At 38.5% G+C, this 19,465-nt stretch carries 15 protein-coding genes; all 15 read right to left on the bottom strand.

Annotated elements, in window-relative coordinates:
- Positions 1 to 381: 381 nt before the first annotated feature.
- Complete coding sequence (locus HP548_RS12535; RefSeq protein ID WP_175381831.1) at positions 382 to 1,467, bottom strand: RNA-guided endonuclease InsQ/TnpB family protein; 1,086 nt, start codon at positions 1,465 to 1,467, stop codon at positions 382 to 384.
- Positions 1,468 to 2,227: 760 nt separating this feature from the next.
- Positions 2,228 to 2,806, bottom strand: a complete 579-nt coding sequence (locus tag HP548_RS12530; RefSeq protein ID WP_175381830.1) for a hypothetical protein — start codon at positions 2,804 to 2,806, stop codon at positions 2,228 to 2,230.
- Positions 2,734 to 3,105 (bottom strand): hypothetical protein, encoded by a 372-nt coding sequence (locus HP548_RS12525; RefSeq protein WP_175381829.1) that lies wholly within the window; start codon positions 3,103 to 3,105, stop codon positions 2,734 to 2,736. Before HP548_RS12525 ends, HP548_RS12530 begins: the two co-directional genes overlap by 73 nt.
- Before the next feature lie 829 nt (positions 3,106 to 3,934).
- The gene (locus HP548_RS12520; protein ID WP_175381828.1) at positions 3,935 to 4,687 is read right to left on the bottom strand and encodes a hypothetical protein; all 753 of its coding nucleotides are present in this window, start codon (positions 4,685 to 4,687) and stop codon (positions 3,935 to 3,937) included.
- Positions 4,688 to 4,867: 180 nt separating this feature from the next.
- Complete coding sequence (locus HP548_RS12515) at positions 4,868 to 5,224, bottom strand: hypothetical protein (RefSeq protein ID WP_175381827.1); 357 nt, start codon at positions 5,222 to 5,224, stop codon at positions 4,868 to 4,870.
- Between the two features lie 71 nt (positions 5,225 to 5,295).
- Positions 5,296 to 5,796, bottom strand: a complete 501-nt coding sequence (locus tag HP548_RS12510; protein ID WP_175381826.1) for a helix-turn-helix domain-containing protein — start codon at positions 5,794 to 5,796, stop codon at positions 5,296 to 5,298.
- A gap of 190 nt (positions 5,797 to 5,986) precedes the next feature.
- Positions 5,987 to 6,655, bottom strand: coding sequence for an ImmA/IrrE family metallo-endopeptidase (locus HP548_RS12505; RefSeq protein WP_175381825.1), 669 nt, complete (start codon positions 6,653 to 6,655; stop codon positions 5,987 to 5,989).
- A 25-nt stretch (positions 6,656 to 6,680) separates the two neighbouring features.
- On the bottom strand, positions 6,681 to 7,496 hold the full coding sequence (locus HP548_RS12500) for a hypothetical protein (RefSeq protein WP_175381824.1): 816 nt from the start codon (positions 7,494 to 7,496) through the stop codon (positions 6,681 to 6,683).
- Positions 7,493 to 7,795 carry a hypothetical protein gene (locus tag HP548_RS12495; protein ID WP_175381823.1) on the bottom strand — a complete coding sequence of 101 codons (303 nt, stop codon included), beginning with the start codon at positions 7,793 to 7,795 and terminating at the stop codon, positions 7,493 to 7,495. Before HP548_RS12495 ends, HP548_RS12500 begins: the two co-directional genes overlap by 4 nt.
- Positions 7,796 to 7,980: 185 nt before the next feature.
- Entirely contained in the window at positions 7,981 to 8,229 is a 249-nt protein-coding gene (locus HP548_RS12490) for a hypothetical protein (protein ID WP_175381822.1), read from the bottom strand.
- A gap of 29 nt (positions 8,230 to 8,258) precedes the next feature.
- Positions 8,259 to 8,963, bottom strand: coding sequence for a hypothetical protein (locus HP548_RS12485; protein WP_175381821.1), 705 nt, complete (start codon positions 8,961 to 8,963; stop codon positions 8,259 to 8,261).
- A gap of 2 nt (positions 8,964 to 8,965) precedes the next feature.
- The gene (locus tag HP548_RS12480) at positions 8,966 to 9,961 is read right to left on the bottom strand and encodes a hypothetical protein (protein WP_175381820.1); all 996 of its coding nucleotides are present in this window, start codon (positions 9,959 to 9,961) and stop codon (positions 8,966 to 8,968) included.
- Between the two features lie 159 nt (positions 9,962 to 10,120).
- Positions 10,121 to 11,293, bottom strand: a complete 1,173-nt coding sequence (locus HP548_RS12475; RefSeq protein WP_175381819.1) for a hypothetical protein — start codon at positions 11,291 to 11,293, stop codon at positions 10,121 to 10,123.
- Between the two features lie 848 nt (positions 11,294 to 12,141).
- Entirely contained in the window at positions 12,142 to 12,579 is a 438-nt protein-coding gene (locus HP548_RS12470; RefSeq protein WP_175381818.1) for an Imm8 family immunity protein, read from the bottom strand.
- A 23-nt stretch (positions 12,580 to 12,602) separates the two neighbouring features.
- Positions 12,603 to 19,412 carry a polymorphic toxin-type HINT domain-containing protein gene (locus tag HP548_RS12465; RefSeq protein ID WP_175381817.1) on the bottom strand — a complete coding sequence of 2,270 codons (6,810 nt, stop codon included), beginning with the start codon at positions 19,410 to 19,412 and terminating at the stop codon, positions 12,603 to 12,605.
- Between the last annotated feature and the right edge of the window lie 53 nt (positions 19,413 to 19,465).

Raw genomic sequence — 19,465 nt, 5'->3', positions numbered from 1 at the left:
GTATCTACTATTAGAGGTAGACGAAACCCTTCTCTAATCTCATACGAACAGTACGAAAGAACAGCTCCGATTAACAACATAGATATCACGTATCTTTTCAATTTGAAACGGAACAACACAAACGTTAAGATCAAAATGGTTGTGATCTCAAAAGTTGATAAAACAAGTGACACAGCCACTTGCATCCAGTAACTCATTATAATGTTCCCCACTCTCAATCAGTACGAGCTACTCTAAATTAATATCTAAGTATAGTTTAAATATACGCATAACTATTATAGTGAACCTCTCTCCAATTCATGGAGGGCTTCTCAAATCATCGGGACTCGTACCCTCGTCCCTCCTTGAAGGCTAGTTCCTAGCCTGATTGAATTGCTTTGGCTATGATACATTATTCAAAGCTAGTTTCAAAATGTTAATCGCTGCATTTTCGTCCCGATCCGCAACATATCCGCACGAACATTGATGGACACGTACAGCGAGTGTTTTCTTGACCATTTCTCCGCAGTTTGAGCATTGCTGCGATGTTCCCGATGGGTTCACTTGTACAACCTGACGACCGGCACTTTCAGCCTTGTACGTCACGAATTGAACAAGTCCTTTCCATCCGCTGTCTGCAATGCTTTTAGCTAGATGATTATTCTTGACCATTCCTTGTATATCCAAATTCTCGAAAGCGATGAATCCATATTCATTAACCAACTTTCGTGACTGTTTATGAGCATAATCCTTACGTTGATTGGAAACTTTCTCATGAAGCCTGGCCAGCTCATTCACCGCTTTGCGGCGGCGGTTAGAACCGCGCTGTTTCCTCGAGATGGTACGATGCTTTAGCTTCAGCTTTTGTTCGCTTTTACGAAGAAATTGGGGAGACTCGATCTGCTCACCATCTGAAGTAACAGCAAGCTTGGAAATCCCAAGATCAATTCCGATCTGTTTTGCTGAAAATGGGAGCGGTTCATTCTCGACTTTACAAGAAAAGCAGGCGTAATATTTGCTGTTCTTGACCACGACCGTACAAGTTTTGATTGTTCCTTGCGGCTGACGATGAAGTCGAATCCGCACCTTCCCAATTTTGGAAAGCTGAATATGTTTTCCTTCTATGGCAAACCCGCTTTGCGGGTACGTAAAAGAGTTGTACTGACTCTCTGACTTGAATCTAGGGAAGCCCGCTTTCTCGCCGGTCTTGACGCGTCGGAAAAATGCCTTATATGCCGTATCCAAACGTTCTACAACATGTTGAAGGACTTGGGAATGGACGTTTTTGAGTTCAGGAATATATTGTTTTCTCTCTGGCAGCGTTGCCTTCTGTTCGTAATAGGTTAGGCTCTGTCCCATTTGCTTGTAGGCAGCGATTCGTTCAGCAAGCAAACGATTATAGAGAAGACGGCAACGCTCCAACACAAAATGAATGTTTATTTTCTCCTCATTGGTCGGATACAATCGGAATTTGTAGGTTCTCTGCATTAGCCGTCTCCTGTCTTTAAATTTTTAATGGTTTTCTTAATTACTTGTTCCGAGCTCAAACTAAGGTTGCAATTAAAAAATTCTGTTAACATGAATAAGGACTTTTTCTACCACCAGAAGAGGATACGGTAAGGTTAACTTTTATCTCCCACATCCAAATGGGGCGATTCTCGTCCGCTCGCCTAAGATAGTATCAATCAACGATCATGAGCATTTTAAATTCATTAACAATTGACTAATCAAAATATACTACAAAAATTGAGAATAACAACACAACGATTGATTCAACCAAAAACCTCATTGTCTGCTTGGCCAGTTACATATTCCACAAAAGTTTCTAAAGTTGTAGCTAGTTTTTCTAACTTCTTTCCTTCATGCATGAGTCTACTTAGCTCTAAATCACTGTAAGGTTTCAGACGTAACCTTTTGTTAGAGCACTTTTTACTTTTTAATCATTTGTCTAACCTTTTATAATTGCAATATCTGGTGCTTGAATAAAATCTAAATGAGGTGATAATACAAATAATCTAAAGGTATTAAACCGAGGGCTTTGCCTATCAAATAGTGAGCTTAACACAGTACTTAAAGTCTTAGAAGAGCATCTATGGGATAACCCTTATCTCATTTTACATAAGCTGTTAGCAACGAAAGATTGCGGCAACCTTTATATCTAGATTCGTTATCATCAGGTGGCAACTTCAAAAAGAGATTAACTAGTAAAATCGACTTATGACTCACCAACACATCGTTCTAAAGTATGTTAACAAACCTTTTCCAGTTTCCACATATTTCCGCTAGATTGTTCTTCAACAAACCAATCATTAGAGATTATCACTAGTTTTAATTTTATAGGTTCAGAAACAGAACATACATCTAAAAAAACAGAAATATTATCCATAACCATATGTTCAATTCTTAAGATTTCGCTAATAATATCATCATATCTGGTAGAATCTTTCAAAGAGTTACCTGACGCAGTTATCCCTTGTCCTGGTGGCCCAATTACAAACGATTTACCGGACGAGTCTCTTAGTTCCATAATGACGTTATATCCTGCTTTACGTAGTCTGAAGTGTTGCTCATTTGTATAATTCCAAGCCAGACCCACGGCACCATTAATGATGTATGGATTAATTAATTCTGGCCAGTTATTATAAACAATTTGGAGAAGAGATCGGTTCGTCCAGTTCCCATTATGAGTAAGCACATTGATAAAATAAGCACTATTTTGATTCAGTATCAGAAATAACAATTCATTAGTACGCTTTACGAATTTTGAATTTTTTGTATCAGGTTGATCTCCAAGATGGAGATGAAGAACCTCCCAATCATTATACATACCGTCCAGATAATTATATTCTCTACTCTTGTGCTAAAGTAAGGAGAGATATTTTTCCCAGTTTCTATTGCATTTACAAGTTGTTCTAACCCATTCTGAACGGCGGATGGACAAAAAAACTCCTTTGAAAAATGAACATTTCTAGGATGGGGATCACCACCCTTTTTACGTCTATAGTTCAAATATTGTATAATTAATCTATCTTTTTGGGTTTTAGTCGTGAAATGAAGACCTTCATCTTCCATCTGTTTAATGCATATTTCCTTCCAATCTGAAACAAAATCCAACTGCACGTTCACAAGAACTCCTCCTACTTTTTGTTATTAATTCTCCAATGTACGTCTTAGCAAATGATCCAGATTATTCTCTACATATTTCAAGATCTGGCGCACCATGGTGTTGTAATTCCTAATGTGTCCCTCTAAATTTTAGATTTCAAGTATGATTTTGAATAGGGTAAAACTATTACGATATTAATTTAAATGTGAAAAGAGAATCAGGTTTAAATTAAATTATATATTTAAGTCACTAATAAACCCTCTCAAATGTGAAACTCATTGATATTTCTCCTGAGCTTACCATTTCATTGCTAACCACCTGTATTGTATATATTGGTGGACAACCGTTAACCGTAATCGGGTATCTTTGAGCGATTAAAATGGTTAATTCGCTTCTAGATGACTACTGCTAGTATGAGCCGATAAAATGCTACAGCTATTACATATACTTTCAGAAGCATATATGGCTATAAATGATGTTTCAAGTAATGAGTACTTCGGAATTATCGAATGGCAAAACGGGTCATGTTACTTGAAATGGCCAATTTGATGCGTACAGTGTGATGCTCGCGTTGTCCTTTGATTTACTATTTAATGAAAAATGGTAATTTTACAGAGTTTATAGATTATACCTCACTTTGCTTTTGGGTTAGTATATATTTGAATAATTCGTCTTTAGGATTTTGATATCGTTTGATATTTTCTTAGCTTGGTGAAAACATCAAAAAAAATTATAATGATGTTTCCCCCCTATAAGCTCAATACAAAATAATCAATTTCTGTCACAGAAATTAAGTTCTTGTCTTTATTCCGAGCCAAAAACCTAATTCATCACTGGTATATTCAAAAATTAGGATTCTATTTCATGAAATTGATACAAAATACTTTCAAGGGTGGAAATTAACCCTTTTCTCTTAGAACCTTCATTATTTAGAAAAACTTCTCGGATCTCTTCTTTAAGTCTATTGAATATAGATATTCCCCAAACTATCAACAAAGATATAAAAAACACTACCGCAAAAATAACACCATTTACAATAATCTTTGCTCCACTTTGATTCTGTATGTAAAGAGGAATATTTTGATTATCATTGAAGAAAGTATAAACATGTAATAGCAATTGTGTGAGATTGGGGACTGAAACAGCAAGTATAATGCTAGGAGCAACTAATGGAGGAATCTTGTTTTTTTCATTATCCTTTTCAAACCCTGAAATTAACCTTTCTATTTTCCAACGTGAGTATAGATTATTTTCTATTAAATATTCTGTTACGTAGTGAATACTTACATCGGAAGCATATCTACTCCAATCACTTGGACTTGATTTAATTGAATAATGATTTTTAAGTACTCCCATAGCCTTTTTATCAAATATCCTAATCAGTTGATAAATTACTAGCAGTAGGAAAATGGTAGAAGTTATAAAAATCATATAAAACAGCGTATTTTGAAGAATCAGACCCGTGAGAAGTGCCAATACTACTAAACAAAGCACAAAGAAAATAAAGAATTTGTAGAAATTATAAAACTTGTCCATTTTAGAATATATTAAAGCCTGAAATGATGCATTGGATTTATAGTGTGTGAACAACTTTTCTGACATATAACCCCTCCTATAACATAGTACTAGTGCTTTTTTAAAGATTTATTACTAAACAATATTTCAGTATCCATTACCAGTTTAAAATAAGATGATAATTGATTTAATTTTTTATTCTTTAACCTTTAAAGTAAAAAAGTAGCTATGTAGGCTACTTTTAATTCTTACATATATCTTGGATATCTATTTAAAATCATAGTCAGAATGCAGTACATACCAAGTGTCGCATTCTACATCCCCTACAGCCATTGCTTCTACTCCAGAATGTCCATCCACTTCTTCACTGAAATTATCCCATTCAACAATAACGCACTCTTGCCCTATCTCGAATTCGTGAGAGTTAGTATTTCTAGTAATTATTATCGTTTTCCCAATGTTTTGCCTTGGATCAAAGATCCTCCCTGGTACTCCCGTATCTGTATTCTTGAGAGTTCGAATTTCATCCACACATTCCAGCAAAACTTGCTGTACCACAAACAAATCAACCTTCGGATTATTGATTATATTGTTCTCAATCTCCCGCAGTCTCTCCTCATCCATCACGTAACCCCCTAATTGATAATCTGATAACCTTAAATATAGTATAGCAATTGATAATATCAACTCTCCAATTACTCTGCGGTCTTAATGTCTGATAACCCGCTCAGGTACTTCACTGTAGTTCCTAACACTTCAGCTATTTGTTCCAATTTTATCTCATCAGGCATGTACCGGCCTAACTCCATATGGCTAAACCGAATTTCTGACATATTCACTATCCTGCGGACTTCTTTTTGCGTCATCCCTTTATCTTTCCGCAATTCTTTTAATCTTCTTGCTAAAACTACCTTTGGATCATTTGACTCACCTTTAATTAGTGCGATATCAGGTGCTTCGGTGACGTCTAAATGAGGTGACATTTCGATCAATACTAAAGGATCTAAATCTAACACATGAGCTATTTTATAAATGGTGTCATACGTGGATGGATGCTTTTCACTGTCTTTCTCAGCCAAAGAGAATGTCGAAAGTGACATTTCAGCAAGGTCAGCTGCCTTAGTCATGGTCAACCCTTTTTTAATTCTTGTTTCTTTAATTAAATCCCCGGCACTTACATCCTGTTTATCCTTCATTTTTTATCCTCCGATTCATTTCAAAAAACACTATCTACTGTAATGATAGTGTTTCCTTTACCGCTAATTATGTATACCTCTTATAGTTGTAAAGTAGCACACATGATAATTCTAAGAATAGTTGAGTTTACTGTCAATCTAATATCAATATCCTTTCTTTTGAGTATAGCTACCGTTTGATACACTCCAGTCAGATGGCGCGTATCAAATGATAACTCTGCTTAAGAAATAGTCCAATGAAGAACACGATTATTAAGTACTGGAAAAGGGGCGTCACCCATTTAAAATCAACAGTGAAGACACCAGACAGTTCAAAATAGGATTGAATTTGAGGATGCATACTCGCAACTTTAACAAAAAAGAACGCGCCTAAATAGATACCTAATACTTGTTTTGCTAGTTTATATATTACTCTCGGGATAAACATTACGTAGGTACCTAATGAATAAATAGATTGAGTAATGAAATGGGTCGTTTCGATCTCAGTTTCTTTGCATACGTTATAACCTTCAATCCATGCACATATCTCCTCCGCTATAACCAATAGAATTCCTATAAGATGACCTTGATTCATCATAGATCTGGATACTCTCGTCCACTGGTTCATTGAATTAGACCTCTTTCTCCAGAGTATGATATGACCCAATTCATGTGCTAGCGCAAATAAATGTTCCTCCGGACGCAAGTCCTTATGTTTTGGGAAAGTGATATATGTACCACCGAATCCTCTTTGAACGACAGTATAGTACTGTAATGGATGATTGCTCTCATCAATCAAATTGTCAATCTCGACAACAGATACTTTTTCCTGCTCAATTCGCGACAGGATCTTCTCTAATCCACTCTTCTCTTTATTCATGGCAATACCAGCTCCTTGGATTAAGTCACATAATGTATATATCGCTCAACATTTTATCATTTATTGTTGGTATGGAAGGATTCAGCATAATTTTGAAGTAAACAATTATATGATTGATGATAAAACTCACTTCTCTACATTGTGCTTTGTTGAAATACTTTTCACGTATCCAGTAATTACCGCTAGATTTTAAGTCCTTTTTAAATTTAGCCGGCAGTGTATGGATTGGATTTATAAATTCCCCTAAAAGTAACCTATTTTCAGTACGACAAACAAAGAGGTAGGAATATACATTCTCATAGATCACTCTGGCAGCAGAGTCGTTGACTCTAAAGGCGTTATTGCCTCTATGTATTGTGCGGCCCGCGAAATGGCAACAAAAACGATTATAATCATCAGTTAACTTGATAGCCTCTTTCCATACTAGATCAATTCTTTTTGAATACACTGGTGCTACCCTCAACAACTCATGAAGGATAAGGAATCTTTTGAACTCTATAAACAGCCAACTCAGTTCATTGAGATTGATTTCCGGATGACTAATGAGAATATTTTGTTTGATTCTTTCCTCATATGAATTAGCTCGAAGTGCCTGGTTTAATTTGTCCCCAAGCAGATACATAGTTTTGTTATTGATTCTCCAACCAATCTCCCCCTCAGGAAAGGGAGGATACGATGTTAAGATAGCTTCTTGCCATGCTATTTCTTCAGCAACTGACTTTTGAATAAGTAGTCTGGATATATCAAAGTTTAATCTTCGATTTACATTGAACTGAATGACACAAAAGATTATGCCAACCCCAATTATGCAGTATCCCAATAACGATCCTGTCGGCATCAATCAAACTCTCTCCCTTCAGTACTAGCTGTAGCGACACTACTATTTTTAATCGATGCTAAGTTCACAATAGACTTCTCTGTCCAGTTCATGATCAGATCCCCTGGCAGTTCAACTTCAATTTCAGAGATCCTTAGTGCCTCTTGGACAAGAATTGGTGCAGCTGCTGTAGTTTGCTGAAGTCGTAAAACAACAGACTGCAGTTCTCCTAATAGGGAAATCACCTCTTTTGGAGTTATTGAGTTAGTATTCAAATTTAATTTTTCTCCTTTACCCATAGAAATCAACAAAATAAAAGACATCCAATTCGGGGAAATGAAAAGGATGTCAAAAAAAACAAAATGTTCTTCGTGATTTACATTTAAAGTAATATATGAATACACGTTAAAGGTCAAGATTTATTGCTGCAGTTTTTAGTAAAATGAAAAAACCACCTATTCGGTAAGAATAAGTGGATTATTGTAAAAAGAATTCTATAAGAAAACAGTTAATTTATACGCTTTAATAGAGTTGATTTAAATTCTTCTATATCAATAATACAGAAGACGTTAACCTGTTTACCATCAACGGACCAAATTTTGATATTCCATTCTTGATCGACTTCAATTGGGAATCCATTGTACTTCTGCAATTCCTCCAGATGGAAAGTGGTATTAATGTAATGTGTTCCTTCATCCCACGTTTGAACTTCTTCGTAATCAAACAGTCGGATTCCAAATAGTTCTTGAGTGTACATTTATAATTCCCCTTTATGTGAGTATATATTTAAATCGAGTTGTTTTTTAGAATATTTTTCATAGTAAAGTATTGCGTACTAATGAATATGATAATAAATGCGATCAATACATAAAGCGCAGTTGATATATATTTCCCCAGTGAGATTGGAATACTGCTGGCATTAGTGTCAATCGCGAAGTAAGCAAAGGTGTCACCATGATTATCTTTTAACGGATATAAAATTGTGGTCCACGTACCAAAGATATCATCATAGAAGCTTGTAAATGTCACCTTTCCCGAATCAAGCATGCTACTGATTCCGTTGGCTACTTCTATCGGCTGCTCGTACATCGAACCTACAGACATGCCCATCTCATTAAAAGATTTCGTCAGGTTTGTAGGCATAGCTACAATGGATGTATCTCTGCCATTCTCAAGCTCTACGCCAAATATGTAGGCTTGGGCTATGTTGGAGTTGTTATAACCTACTTGATCTAAGAAGAGACGTAATTTAGTTTGAGTCGGATCATCAAAGCTCTCTTCTTTCCGAGCCTGCTCAACGTCAGCAGGATTTATTTTGGAAGCCCACTCCTGGCTATTGATAACCAATTGACTGTGCAGCTGCTCTATGAGTGTGTGTTTCTGAATGAGGTAACCAAGAAACATGATCAGGATACCAAATAATAAAATATTGATTGAAGTCAAGATTAAGATTCTCGCTAGCAGGGTGTAATTCTTAAAAAGTTTATTCAACGTTATGCTCCTCTTAATTCTTTCTTTTTGAATACAATGACGCGGTACATTCCACTCCCCACCTCATATTTTTCAAAGTGATCTCCAGCAAAACTACCTGGCCCAATGTATTTTTTAATTTTCGATATTGTAGATCTCTCGGTAGGAAATATAATTCTATCAAATAAATGATAATAGACATAGCTCACCATTTGTTTAAGGCTACTTTGTACACTCCCATCTATAATTAAAACTCCATCACTATTCAGATGTTTATATGCTATTTGAAAGAATTCGTCTACTTTTACCTGAGAGGCATTATGCCATAGGGCCCCTTTTTTGTCTAACAGGACATTTACTTTCTCCAGCTGTAACTCACACAATGTCTCAGAAAGGTTAAATGCGTCACGATTACCGTCTAAATAACTAAAGCGCTTATCATCAACTAGCTTCGCTTCAACCTTTGCATTCTGCAGGTCCGAACAAATAAATCGAACACTGTAATGATCTTTTGTAATCTCAAACAATTTAAGTTCATGTTGAGCTCTGTTTGCACTTACACTCATTATAATTGATGGATTCTCTGGATCACGGCTTAAATGAATTACATCCTTGCTTTGTACGTTCTTAAATACAGTATTGTCCCATTCAATGGACTGAAGATAATTATAGGATTTCTCTGACCAAAGATGCTGCTTGAATCCTTTTTTATAATCGTGTAGATGGCCTCTGGATAGTGTTTTCACCCGTGAAACTGTAATAGTATACAGAATAGACATTGGAATTAAGATGCTTATTAATACAAAAAGAATGTGGGGTATCACCAAGGTCGAACTTATAAACCCAACTCCCCCACTTGCTAATACAACTATAACAAATGACAATATGATACTCTTTTCAATATTTTTGAGTCTTCTTATCGTTTTCTCACCTTTTCCGCGCAGAACAAATGCACACACAATAACAGACCATACTAGTCCAATAATTAAATCATTCAAAATCAGTTGATTGTAATTCATATTATCCTCCATTAGTGTTATATTTTTTTATCGACCATCGCTTCATTTTCTATAAACCTTGAATGCACAAAGATGGACATCTCTCTGCTCTTTATTACTTGAATAGAAAAACACAAAAACCACCTAATGAATTTGAAAGGTGGTTTTTGTGGTCATTTATTAATTATTCAAAAGAGTGATATTGAATGTACTTACATCGAATACATTTTCTAATCCTGAATTTGCTGAGATAGCCAGGTTGAACTTCGAGTCTGGTTCCCATCCTTTGTGTGTTGGTGTTTTAGCCCAGGCAAAACCTAATAGTAAACGAAAACCGTGATCTGAAGATTTGTAGATTTTTGCGATCGTTATAGCTTCACTAAAGTCACAGATACTGATTAACTCTTTCATACTCCCCTCAACATATGTATTGAGATCTCGATCATTTTCAAATCGTCTACTCAATATTTTACTGTTGGGAAACGCCTCTGTAACGATGTTCAAGGGATTTTCCAAATCTACCCTCTCACCAAACCCATTGTACAACTCCACGTCATACAGCACTGATTCACTGCTTTTAAGCGGCATGTATTCCCTAATTGTGAGAACAGAACCTCCGAATTCCACGACTCGACCGCTGCATTCAGATGTACGGAGTGCTTCAATGATTAACATTGATTCTTTGGTGCTTCCAACTCCAGGAAAGATCACATCCATAGTAGAATGTTCATTTAATCTCTGTAGATGTACAACCCTAGAAGTAAAGGGAAGAATAAATCTTATCTCACCGCTTCCTTTGATTGTCATAGTGGGGTACGCTTGATATTGAGTCATGAAGGGGGATTCCTCGAGGTGCTTTACTTCTTCATACCAATCTAGTAGTAATACACTACTTCCTAGGAGAGCCTGCTCTACAATTTCATACGAAGGTAAACATGTAAACACATTTTTTACAGCATCATATGATTTCTGATCACAAGGTATTGTTTCTATCTTCCGGATTTTTTCATCTCGTGTTTTCACGGCATAAGCGGCATCTTCACCAAAAAGAAACTTTTTAGAAACAGGCTTGGTAAAACTGATAAAGGGTTCAATATTCTCATCATCAGCACTTGTTATTACATCAATCTGGACTTGTCCTTCATCTATCACGAGATATTCCATAGGAAAACCTAGATCAATACATGAAGATGCTGAAGGGTTAAGTACTAGGTTGTAGTAAAACCCCCTTCCGGAATCCATTGGAAGTTCCTCATAATTAAAATCAAGAGAGAGATAGGATCTTTTAATCAATGGATCATACACACCCCAAATAAGATAGGAGGTTCCCCATCTCAGCTGATTTTCTTTCATCCGGTACCCAGTTCGTCCCTAATCGTTTATTAATCGATTCTACTATCCGAGCAACCCCAATCTCCATGTAGTCCCCCACATAGTCTAGTCTCTCTTGGTAAGCCGCTTCGATTTCAACCAAGGATAATGCCTTGGTATTAATGTGTTCAGTCATAATAATCAAATTCCTTCTGCCCGGTACCTTTTCGTACCCGCAGCATTTATCAAACTGATTCATCAAACATGAATTCTATTCTCTGGCCCCCTTTTATCATTGAACGCAAAAAAAGCGAAACTCCGTAAAGGAATTTCGCTTTAGATAAACAATGATATTAGTATTTTCTGAATTTGTAGTAACAATTAAGATCTTTTTCACTGTTAAAAGTGTTCATTAGATTTTTCAAAAAAAATCTTAAAGACACTGTTCAAAAGCAAAAACGTCATCTCACTCGAAGAGTGGTACACGTCGATCTTCATTGTTCCATGAGGTAAAGCATTTCATGTCCATTGTTCATACAAAAGGCATCTTCTTAGAATTGAAGTACACGCCCGAATAGGAACAAAAATGAAGTAATAGCAGTAATAATGCCTTTATAATACATGATATTTAAGTTTTACTCAATCAATATTACATTACTTTCTCTATATAACAGTATAATAAGTGTCTTTTTTCAAGTGTAGGCAGTAAAAAAACAACCTTGAAAGGCAAAAGCCCTCAAGGTTGTTAGAGTCAACTAATAAGAGAAGTTATATAGAAGTTATATCTTTAGGAATCTTAAATTAGTACCTTAGCAGTTAATTCGTCTTCCTTTACATTCCGTCATGAGCTGTCAACTCTACTTCAATCCGAACAGGCAAGCGTTTGAAGTCTAATCTTCGCTCTCATTTGAATGTCTTTTGATCATCTCAAGTAGCTCTTCCTCACCATTTAAACGTACGGAATCAGCATATTCCCAGCTGAAATAAGGAGCGAGATTTTTAGCTATATCCTCCCATGTCTCCCCTTGATGTTTCAGAAGAATTTGATTAATTTCTTTGGTAATCAACTCAAAATCCAGCCTGTTTACAATAAAATACCCTGCACCCAATATGATATCTGAGCCTTCTCCAAGTTCTCTTTCGAGCGCTTTGGGGGTTATGATTGTAAAATCAAAATTGTCCTCACCTTTAGAATTCTCAGTTCCGATACAAGCTGTACCTGACAAATAAAAGTCGTCTCCGATGTCCTCAGTTTCTGTAAATTGTAACTTCCCATGAATTTTGGGATTTCCAGTAATGATGAGATCTTTCAAAACCGGTTTTATCACGTCAGTCACCTCTTTTATTTTATTTATTTTATTTGAACATGATAATTTGTTAGTCTATTCCCTACTTTATTCCATTTAAAACCTTCATTAAAAGTCTCAAAATTGGCTTCAAGTATACCATCTTTTCCTTGTTTATTCATAACTCTCACTCGTTTTGTACCATTCTGGCTATAATACCATGTATATCCGTTTTTGTTCAACGTAGTATAATTAGAGCCTACAAAGCTTTTCGCACCATCATTAACTGTACCTAAAGAAGCAGTGCCTGAAAGCCCATCATTACTCTTAGAATTATTGGCTAACTTTGCCAAGTCAGCCCCTGAACCACTGAAACAATTAGTATTATGCACCCAAATCCCTAAATCAGTTACATAATACGTATGGAAGTCCGCAACCGTAAAATTATAAACCGTTACTGGCTTATCGAGCTTAACAGTCTCCACGTAGTCAATCGTAAGATTACTTCCATCAGCCTTTTTGAGTTTATCGCCAACCTGAAGTTCATCTGCGAAGACCCAGCCTTTGCCTTCAACCCAAAACGGATGATTATTCGTTGTTTCAATGAGCTGCTCTCCAACATGTAACTTAATAATATCATCACGTTGGTTACGATATAAAGCAGTGACTTCCTTATAAGCTAATTCTCCATTTGAATCGTATTCAGGCTTAGCGAGAACTTTATCTCCGACTTCAATGTCTTCGATATTCTTCTCTCCTTCAGATGTTAATACCTTGGTTCCCGCTATAAAACAATTACAAGAATTGAATTTCCCGCTAAGTACATTGGAGGCTGATCCTTTGAACGATCCCACAAAAAATAGTGCTGCAAGATTGGCCATATCGACTTGCCCGTATGTTCGAGCCTCTTTTTCGGCTCCATACACCGCCAATTTAGCCATTTTACGATATAGATCTCTCGTATCCGCATTAAATGTTAATCCAGCCTTTTTTTGATCAATATGAATCATTAACGTACCAATATCGTAAGCAAATTGATCCACATTATTGTACGAACCGGATTGAAGTTTGTTGTAAATCATATTTCTTAACTTCGTTTCTACCGGATCGCCTTCACACGTGGTTGCTCCTTCGCATTGTTTATTCCCGGTGGGGTCTACATAGCGTAATGGATTGTTGAGCACATACGTATACAAATTTTGAGTCAGCGGATCATCGAGTTCTCCATTATACGTATCCTCATTCAGGAACCGACCTTCTCCAGGGTTATACCAACGTGCTCTCAAATATTGTAATTCAGTCGTGTCGTCCCACAGCTCACCCGAATAGCGGAACGGATTGTGCACTTTCTCTTCTTTGGATAAAATATTTCCCCAAATATCGTACACATATTGATTGAGAACCTCTCCGTTTGAATCACGAAGTTCAATAACATCCCCATGTCCGTTCACTTGCACATAAGCTTTACTACCATCTGCATACTGGATTGCATCAAGTTTCGCTCCCCGGATGTAGCTGGCTTTTAGCACTGGTGTACCGTTGTGTACCTCAGCTTCAGCAATAATTTGTGCACTATCATCGTAGTAATAACGTGCAGCTAAGCCTTTTTCCAATCGTTCGACCAGTAGATTATCTCCGTTATACGTGTAACCGACTTGATTGTCGCCTTTTCGTACGTTCGTCAAGCGATTCCTTAAATCATACGTATATGAAGCATCTGAGATGTTAGATTCAGCTTCGGAAGCGAGAGTCAAGCGGTTACCTTGTTTGTCGTACTGATATCCTTCGTTATTCACGCTTGAGGTCAAAATCCGATCCAAATTGTCGTACGTAAACGTATCCTTAGAACCAGCCTGATTGAGTGCCACAATGTTTTTATTATTATCATAGCTATAGCCATAGCCATAGTTTTGCAGTGTCACTTCATCTTTTTTCTGTGACATCTCGATCAAATCAAGACCATTATATTGTTTTGCATTGCGCACACCATTCTGTAATGTCACTTCTTTGCTTAATCCATTCAAGTAGTAGCTGTACTGCGCATCTAAACGGTCTGGAGTTGTGCCTACAGATGTTAGGCGGTTCATGGCATCATAACCATAGAAGACTGTTATCCCAAACGGATTCGTCATGGACGTCCGATTTCCGTTCAAATCATACGTAAAGGCCGTTGACAAACCATCAGGATAGCTTATTTGGGTCAGTTGCTCCGTTGCTGGATCGTACTGGTATGTTGTTGTTCCCGTCTGATCCAGCATGCTTGTACGTTTGCCTACTGCATCAACGGTATAACGAATTGTTTCTTCCGAGCTACTCTTGCTCATCAGATTGCCACGAGCATCATAGGCGTACGTAAAGATGTTACCATTACGATCTACAAATTGGCTAAGACTGCTGTCTGGATTATAGCGGCTCTGGGTAGACTGTCCTAACTTGTCCGTTGATTGAATCCGGCGTCCCATTTCATCATAGCGATGTTTTTTGACCTGGCCTGCCGCATCCGTTGTTTGAACCAGATTACCTAAACGATCATAAGTGTATGTCGTTTGCTCCTCATTGGGGCTGGTCACTTTGGTAAGCCTAGAGAGTACATCATACGTATAGCGCTTCGTATTCCCGTTACCATCCGTTTGCTCCATCAAGTTACCGCTAATGATATCATAGGTGTTTTTCTCTAAAGTACGTAATGAATTCTCTTGTTGTGTTTTCTCCTGCACCTGCAAGAGGTTCCCCCACATATCTGAGGTTTGTGTACGAGAGTATCCTTCCGCATCGGTAGTGGTTACGCTTCGTTCTGTATCATTATATTGCGCGTTGATAGCAACACCATCGGCTCCGGTTGTGGAAATAATTCGGTTCCAACTATCATACTGCACACGAGTCCGATTTCCTAACGCATCTTCAGACCAAATGGTACGTCCATAAGGGTCATAGCCTGTACGGCTAGATACGACGTAGTTGCCTCCGGAATTATATCCTGATTCGATTTGCTGCCCAAGTGCATTCCATTGGGTCACGCGCTGATGCCCATTTTCATCGGTAACAGTAATTTTATTTCCGATATCATCGTAAATGGCGCGCAATACACTTCCATCCGTTTGAACCACTTCAATGGTTCGACCAAGGGCATCCTGCTGGTACCGAGTCGTTCGGCCTTCCGCATCCGTTGAACTGAGTAATTCTCCGGTTGCTGGGCTGTACTGAGCTCCCGTAGACACGTTGCTTAGCTTCCCGTCGATGTCTGTCACAGCAATACTTGTTTTGGTTGGATATGCTTGCTGGTATCTACTATCATATTCCACGGTAGTCACTTGATCCTGTGTATCATTTGAAATGCGTTGGGTCAGAACGTTTCCATAGGTATCATAGGTATAGTTCGATTGGTGCAACGGCTCGCCACTATTGCTCCCCTGCCTACTGACAATGCTAGTAATATCGCCTTGCTCATTACGAGTGAGCGTTGTGACTTTTTTATTGCTCCGATCCACCATTTCAGTAACACCAGTCAGCCATTGACGTGTACCGTCATATGTACTGGTTACTGTTCTACCAGTCGCATCCGTCATAGACGTCACGTTGCCGTAGTCGTCATATTGTACGGTAGTGGTCAAGGAATCATTGCTCTTATTATCCTTAATCATAGTTACTGTAGGTAAAGCGACCGGGTAGGCTCTGTTTTTTACGGTTTTGCCATACGTATACGTCGATGTCTCTACACGCCCTTCGGCGCTTACAACAGTTCGATCTCTATAAAACGTGATTGGTGTGTCATTATTCACAAACACTTTACGATATGTTGACTGACTTTCAGTCAATCCGCTACTGATAATCGAGCTAAATGTAGCATTTTGCCCATAACTTGCTCCTATATCAGACGTATAACTTAGAGTTTGTCGATTGTAGTCTTCAACTTTTCCATTCTCATACACGATTTGGTCTTTGCGAGTCAATACACGGTACGCTTCATTTAAAGAGTCCGCTCCAATATAACGACGCACCGGGCTATTTTCGTATTCATATACTGTTTTGGCTCCAGTTGTATGTTGCACCCCGGTTAATAATGCATAAGGGTTAGCTACGGCCCGTTCCGGACTAAAACCGAGTAGATTGAATTTGGCATCGGCCAGTTTGTATGCATATGTCGTCTTGCGTCCAAGTGGATCAATAACAGAATCGAGCAATTCCACGCCATTTTTTATTTGTTTGTTGTAAGTAACCGTGCGATCACCTTGGGTGATTGTCACTGCAGATGGCATGTAAGCAATTTGGATTGTATTGCCCAATGCATCTTTCACACTAGTTAGTAGCTTGCCTTGATATATTGTATTGAATTCGTAGAAGAATTGAATGTCATTATTTCGAGAGTCCGACAACTTAAGTAACCGTCCATCTGAACTAAAGTACTGCTTACTCAGTCCATCTGCCGAAACAATTACTTGCGCAGATACATCGCTTCCTACCTTGACTGAAGTGTCTGGGCGAACGGTGATGCCTTCCCAGTCATAGCCTTTAAGCGTATTGCCTGCAATTTCGTAGCGGCCGCCATCTGTCATGACAACATACGATTTGCTATTTTCGGTTTCAATATAAGGCAGTTTCCAAGACCATCCTTTGCCAAGTGGTGCTCGTTTATCCGCAGCGGCAGGTACAGTTTTGTTATAGTATGTGACATCGGTGTTACTACCTACTTGGTACGCTCTTATCTCCGCAGACGGATTTGATGCCAGATAATAATTGTAACCACTATCCATCATAGAAGAAGAGATATCTAATCCAGGGCTACTATTCACATTGTTTTTCAGATCATTCACTGCAGACCAGTCTGGTGTACCATCGGTATATAAAGTGATTGTTTCAGCCGGGCCTTCTGTTATTTCCTGCTCTACCCATGGCTGCTCTCGTACTGTATAGACATAGCGATACTGGTATGGTGCCTTGCCTGCAATCCAAGGATCATATTTTTCTGAAGAATATTGACCAGCCTTAACAACATTACCGGAATAGGTTTGGGAATAGATGCGGGTGTCTGAAGCTGGAACCGATACTGACCCGTCATAGCGAGCTTCCCACGATTTAGTACAAATTGAATTAGCAGTAACCGAATTGTTTGGAGAAGGACAGGTTTTGGTAGGTGTAACCGAGGAACGAGTGAGTGTGATCGTCTTTCCTTCCACGGTCGCTGTTTTCGTCTCTGGACATGGGCTACCCGTACCGGTCTGCGTCCAGTTACCTTTGGCATCATATTTTCCAGGAATGGAATTGGTACACGTCTGCGTTGGAGCGTTTATCGTACGGGCAGGCTGATATTGTCCAGAAATGACCTGGGCACTACCTGACTTGTTCAAAGTCCCGCTGTATCCACCCTGACTATAGTTTAAACTTGTAGGAAGGCTGCTCATGCTGCCGCTACGGGTTTGCTGCTCTATGCGACTTTCAGCTGGATTCCAAAATACAATTTGTGTATTCGCCGCATTCCGAGCCTCTGTCCCAGTACTATATGTACCTTGTAGTACAGTCGGAGTCTCCACTACGATTGTGTCATTATCTTTTAATCCATCGCCATTATAGTCTTCCTGAACCCACTTGTTTAATTTATATTTGACATGATATTTTGTAATAATTTTTTTCTTGACTGTCTGGTACGTGAGAAAATAATTATAAACCGGATAGTCATATGTATTCGTTCCTACAACCGGATCATAAAATTGGGCTAAGGTAGAGTTATACTGCCTTTCCAGTGCAAACGACATACCTGCACGGCCAGGTAAGGACGCATCGACATGCTCCAATATAAGACCGCCACTTAATGTCGAGATGGTTTCTCCGTTTTCTCCCACTGTATAAGGGGCCTCGTTAAATGATCTTTTACTATAGACAGGTGCTTTTTCCGCAATATGTTTTCCTGGGTCTGGAATACTGGTAGATGTTTGTCCTGCCAGCGGTTTCACATCAGATTTCGTTTTCTGCTTCCGTGTAGACGATACCCCGGATTGTTTTTCATTTGTAACAGAAACATCCTTATTCTCTTTAGCTAGTCCTTTTTCAGGCTTTGTTCTGGTTATTTTTTCTGAAATAGTCTTCGATTCCTTAGACGTTGAAGCTGGACTAACTTCGTTTCCCTGTGTCGATGACGTTGCTTTGGGCTCAGCAGCAGGCATCTCTCCAAGGATAATAGTATTTTCGCTTGAAGGCGTTTCTTGACCTACATCCTGATTAGTTTGAGCTGCATTCTCATCATTGTTCGTCGTTTCTACTGGTGGTAATGTTTCTGTGGACTCCGTTTCTCCCTCAGGCGATGAGTCTTCTGATTTGTCACTTGGATCGGTCTGATCGTTTTGCTCATCCTCAGTTTTCTTGTCTTCCTCTTCTTCCGACTCTTCATCTTTCTGTAGCTCTGTTTCCGGTGGGGAGGCCAGTTCCTCCTCTACCACAAACGTTTCATACCGCTGCATAATTCCGGATTGGTCGGCTTCCACGCCGGTGATCGGCGTTTCGGCGATTAAAGCGGGATCGGTATAGACATCACTGGTGACTGTAGCGGATTCGTTTATTTCCTGTGGGCGAATGGCTTGTAAGGCTTCGTCGAATCCGATCTGTTCCTCTCTGGCTTTATACAGAGCGGTAATCACTTCATTTAGCATGTATCCCTGATCAAGGTAGCCCTGAATAAAGTCTTCGGTCCTGTCAAACTGCTCTGCAATCAGAGGAAGGGAATCCAGTGGAGAAGGACCTTGCCCTGTGGAAACGTTTTGTTCGGTTTGTTCTCCTTGCTCTTCTGCATATGCAACCGCAGGCACAATGTTCCCAAAAAGCCCTGTGATGACCGCAATAATGAGAACGATGGTTAAGTATTTTCTACATGTGTTGTTCTTCAAGTGAACTTCTCTCCGTTTCAATATAAACTACCTGATGATAGTAATCATGTACG

The sequence above is a fragment of the Paenibacillus taichungensis genome (genome assembly GCF_013359905.1).
GTDB classification, from domain to species: domain Bacteria; phylum Bacillota; class Bacilli; order Paenibacillales; family Paenibacillaceae; genus Paenibacillus; species Paenibacillus taichungensis.
This window is presented reverse-complemented; position numbering and strand designations above follow the sequence as displayed.

What these genes read in the sequence shown, in the direction of transcription:
- HP548_RS12535 (WP_175381831.1), bottom strand. Translation starts at nt 1,467, where the DNA reads ATGCAGAGAACCTACAAATTCCGATTGTATCCGACCAATGAGGAGAAA.
- HP548_RS12530 (WP_175381830.1), bottom strand. Translation starts at nt 2,806, where the DNA reads ATGTATAATGATTGGGAGGTTCTTCATCTCCATCTTGGAGATCAACCT.
- HP548_RS12520 (WP_175381828.1), bottom strand. Translation starts at nt 4,687, where the DNA reads ATGTCAGAAAAGTTGTTCACACACTATAAATCCAATGCATCATTTCAG.
- HP548_RS12515 (WP_175381827.1), bottom strand. Translation starts at nt 5,224, where the DNA reads ATGGATGAGGAGAGACTGCGGGAGATTGAGAACAATATAATCAATAAT.
- HP548_RS12510 (WP_175381826.1), bottom strand. Translation starts at nt 5,796, where the DNA reads ATGAAGGATAAACAGGATGTAAGTGCCGGGGATTTAATTAAAGAAACA.
- HP548_RS12505 (WP_175381825.1), bottom strand. Translation starts at nt 6,655, where the DNA reads ATGAATAAAGAGAAGAGTGGATTAGAGAAGATCCTGTCGCGAATTGAG.
- HP548_RS12495 (WP_175381823.1), bottom strand. Translation starts at nt 7,795, where the DNA reads ATGTCTTTTATTTTGTTGATTTCTATGGGTAAAGGAGAAAAATTAAAT.
- HP548_RS12490 (WP_175381822.1), bottom strand. Translation starts at nt 8,229, where the DNA reads ATGTACACTCAAGAACTATTTGGAATCCGACTGTTTGATTACGAAGAA.
- HP548_RS12480 (WP_175381820.1), bottom strand. Translation starts at nt 9,961, where the DNA reads ATGAATTACAATCAACTGATTTTGAATGATTTAATTATTGGACTAGTA.
- HP548_RS12475 (WP_175381819.1), bottom strand. Translation starts at nt 11,293, where the DNA reads ATGAAAGAAAATCAGCTGAGATGGGGAACCTCCTATCTTATTTGGGGT.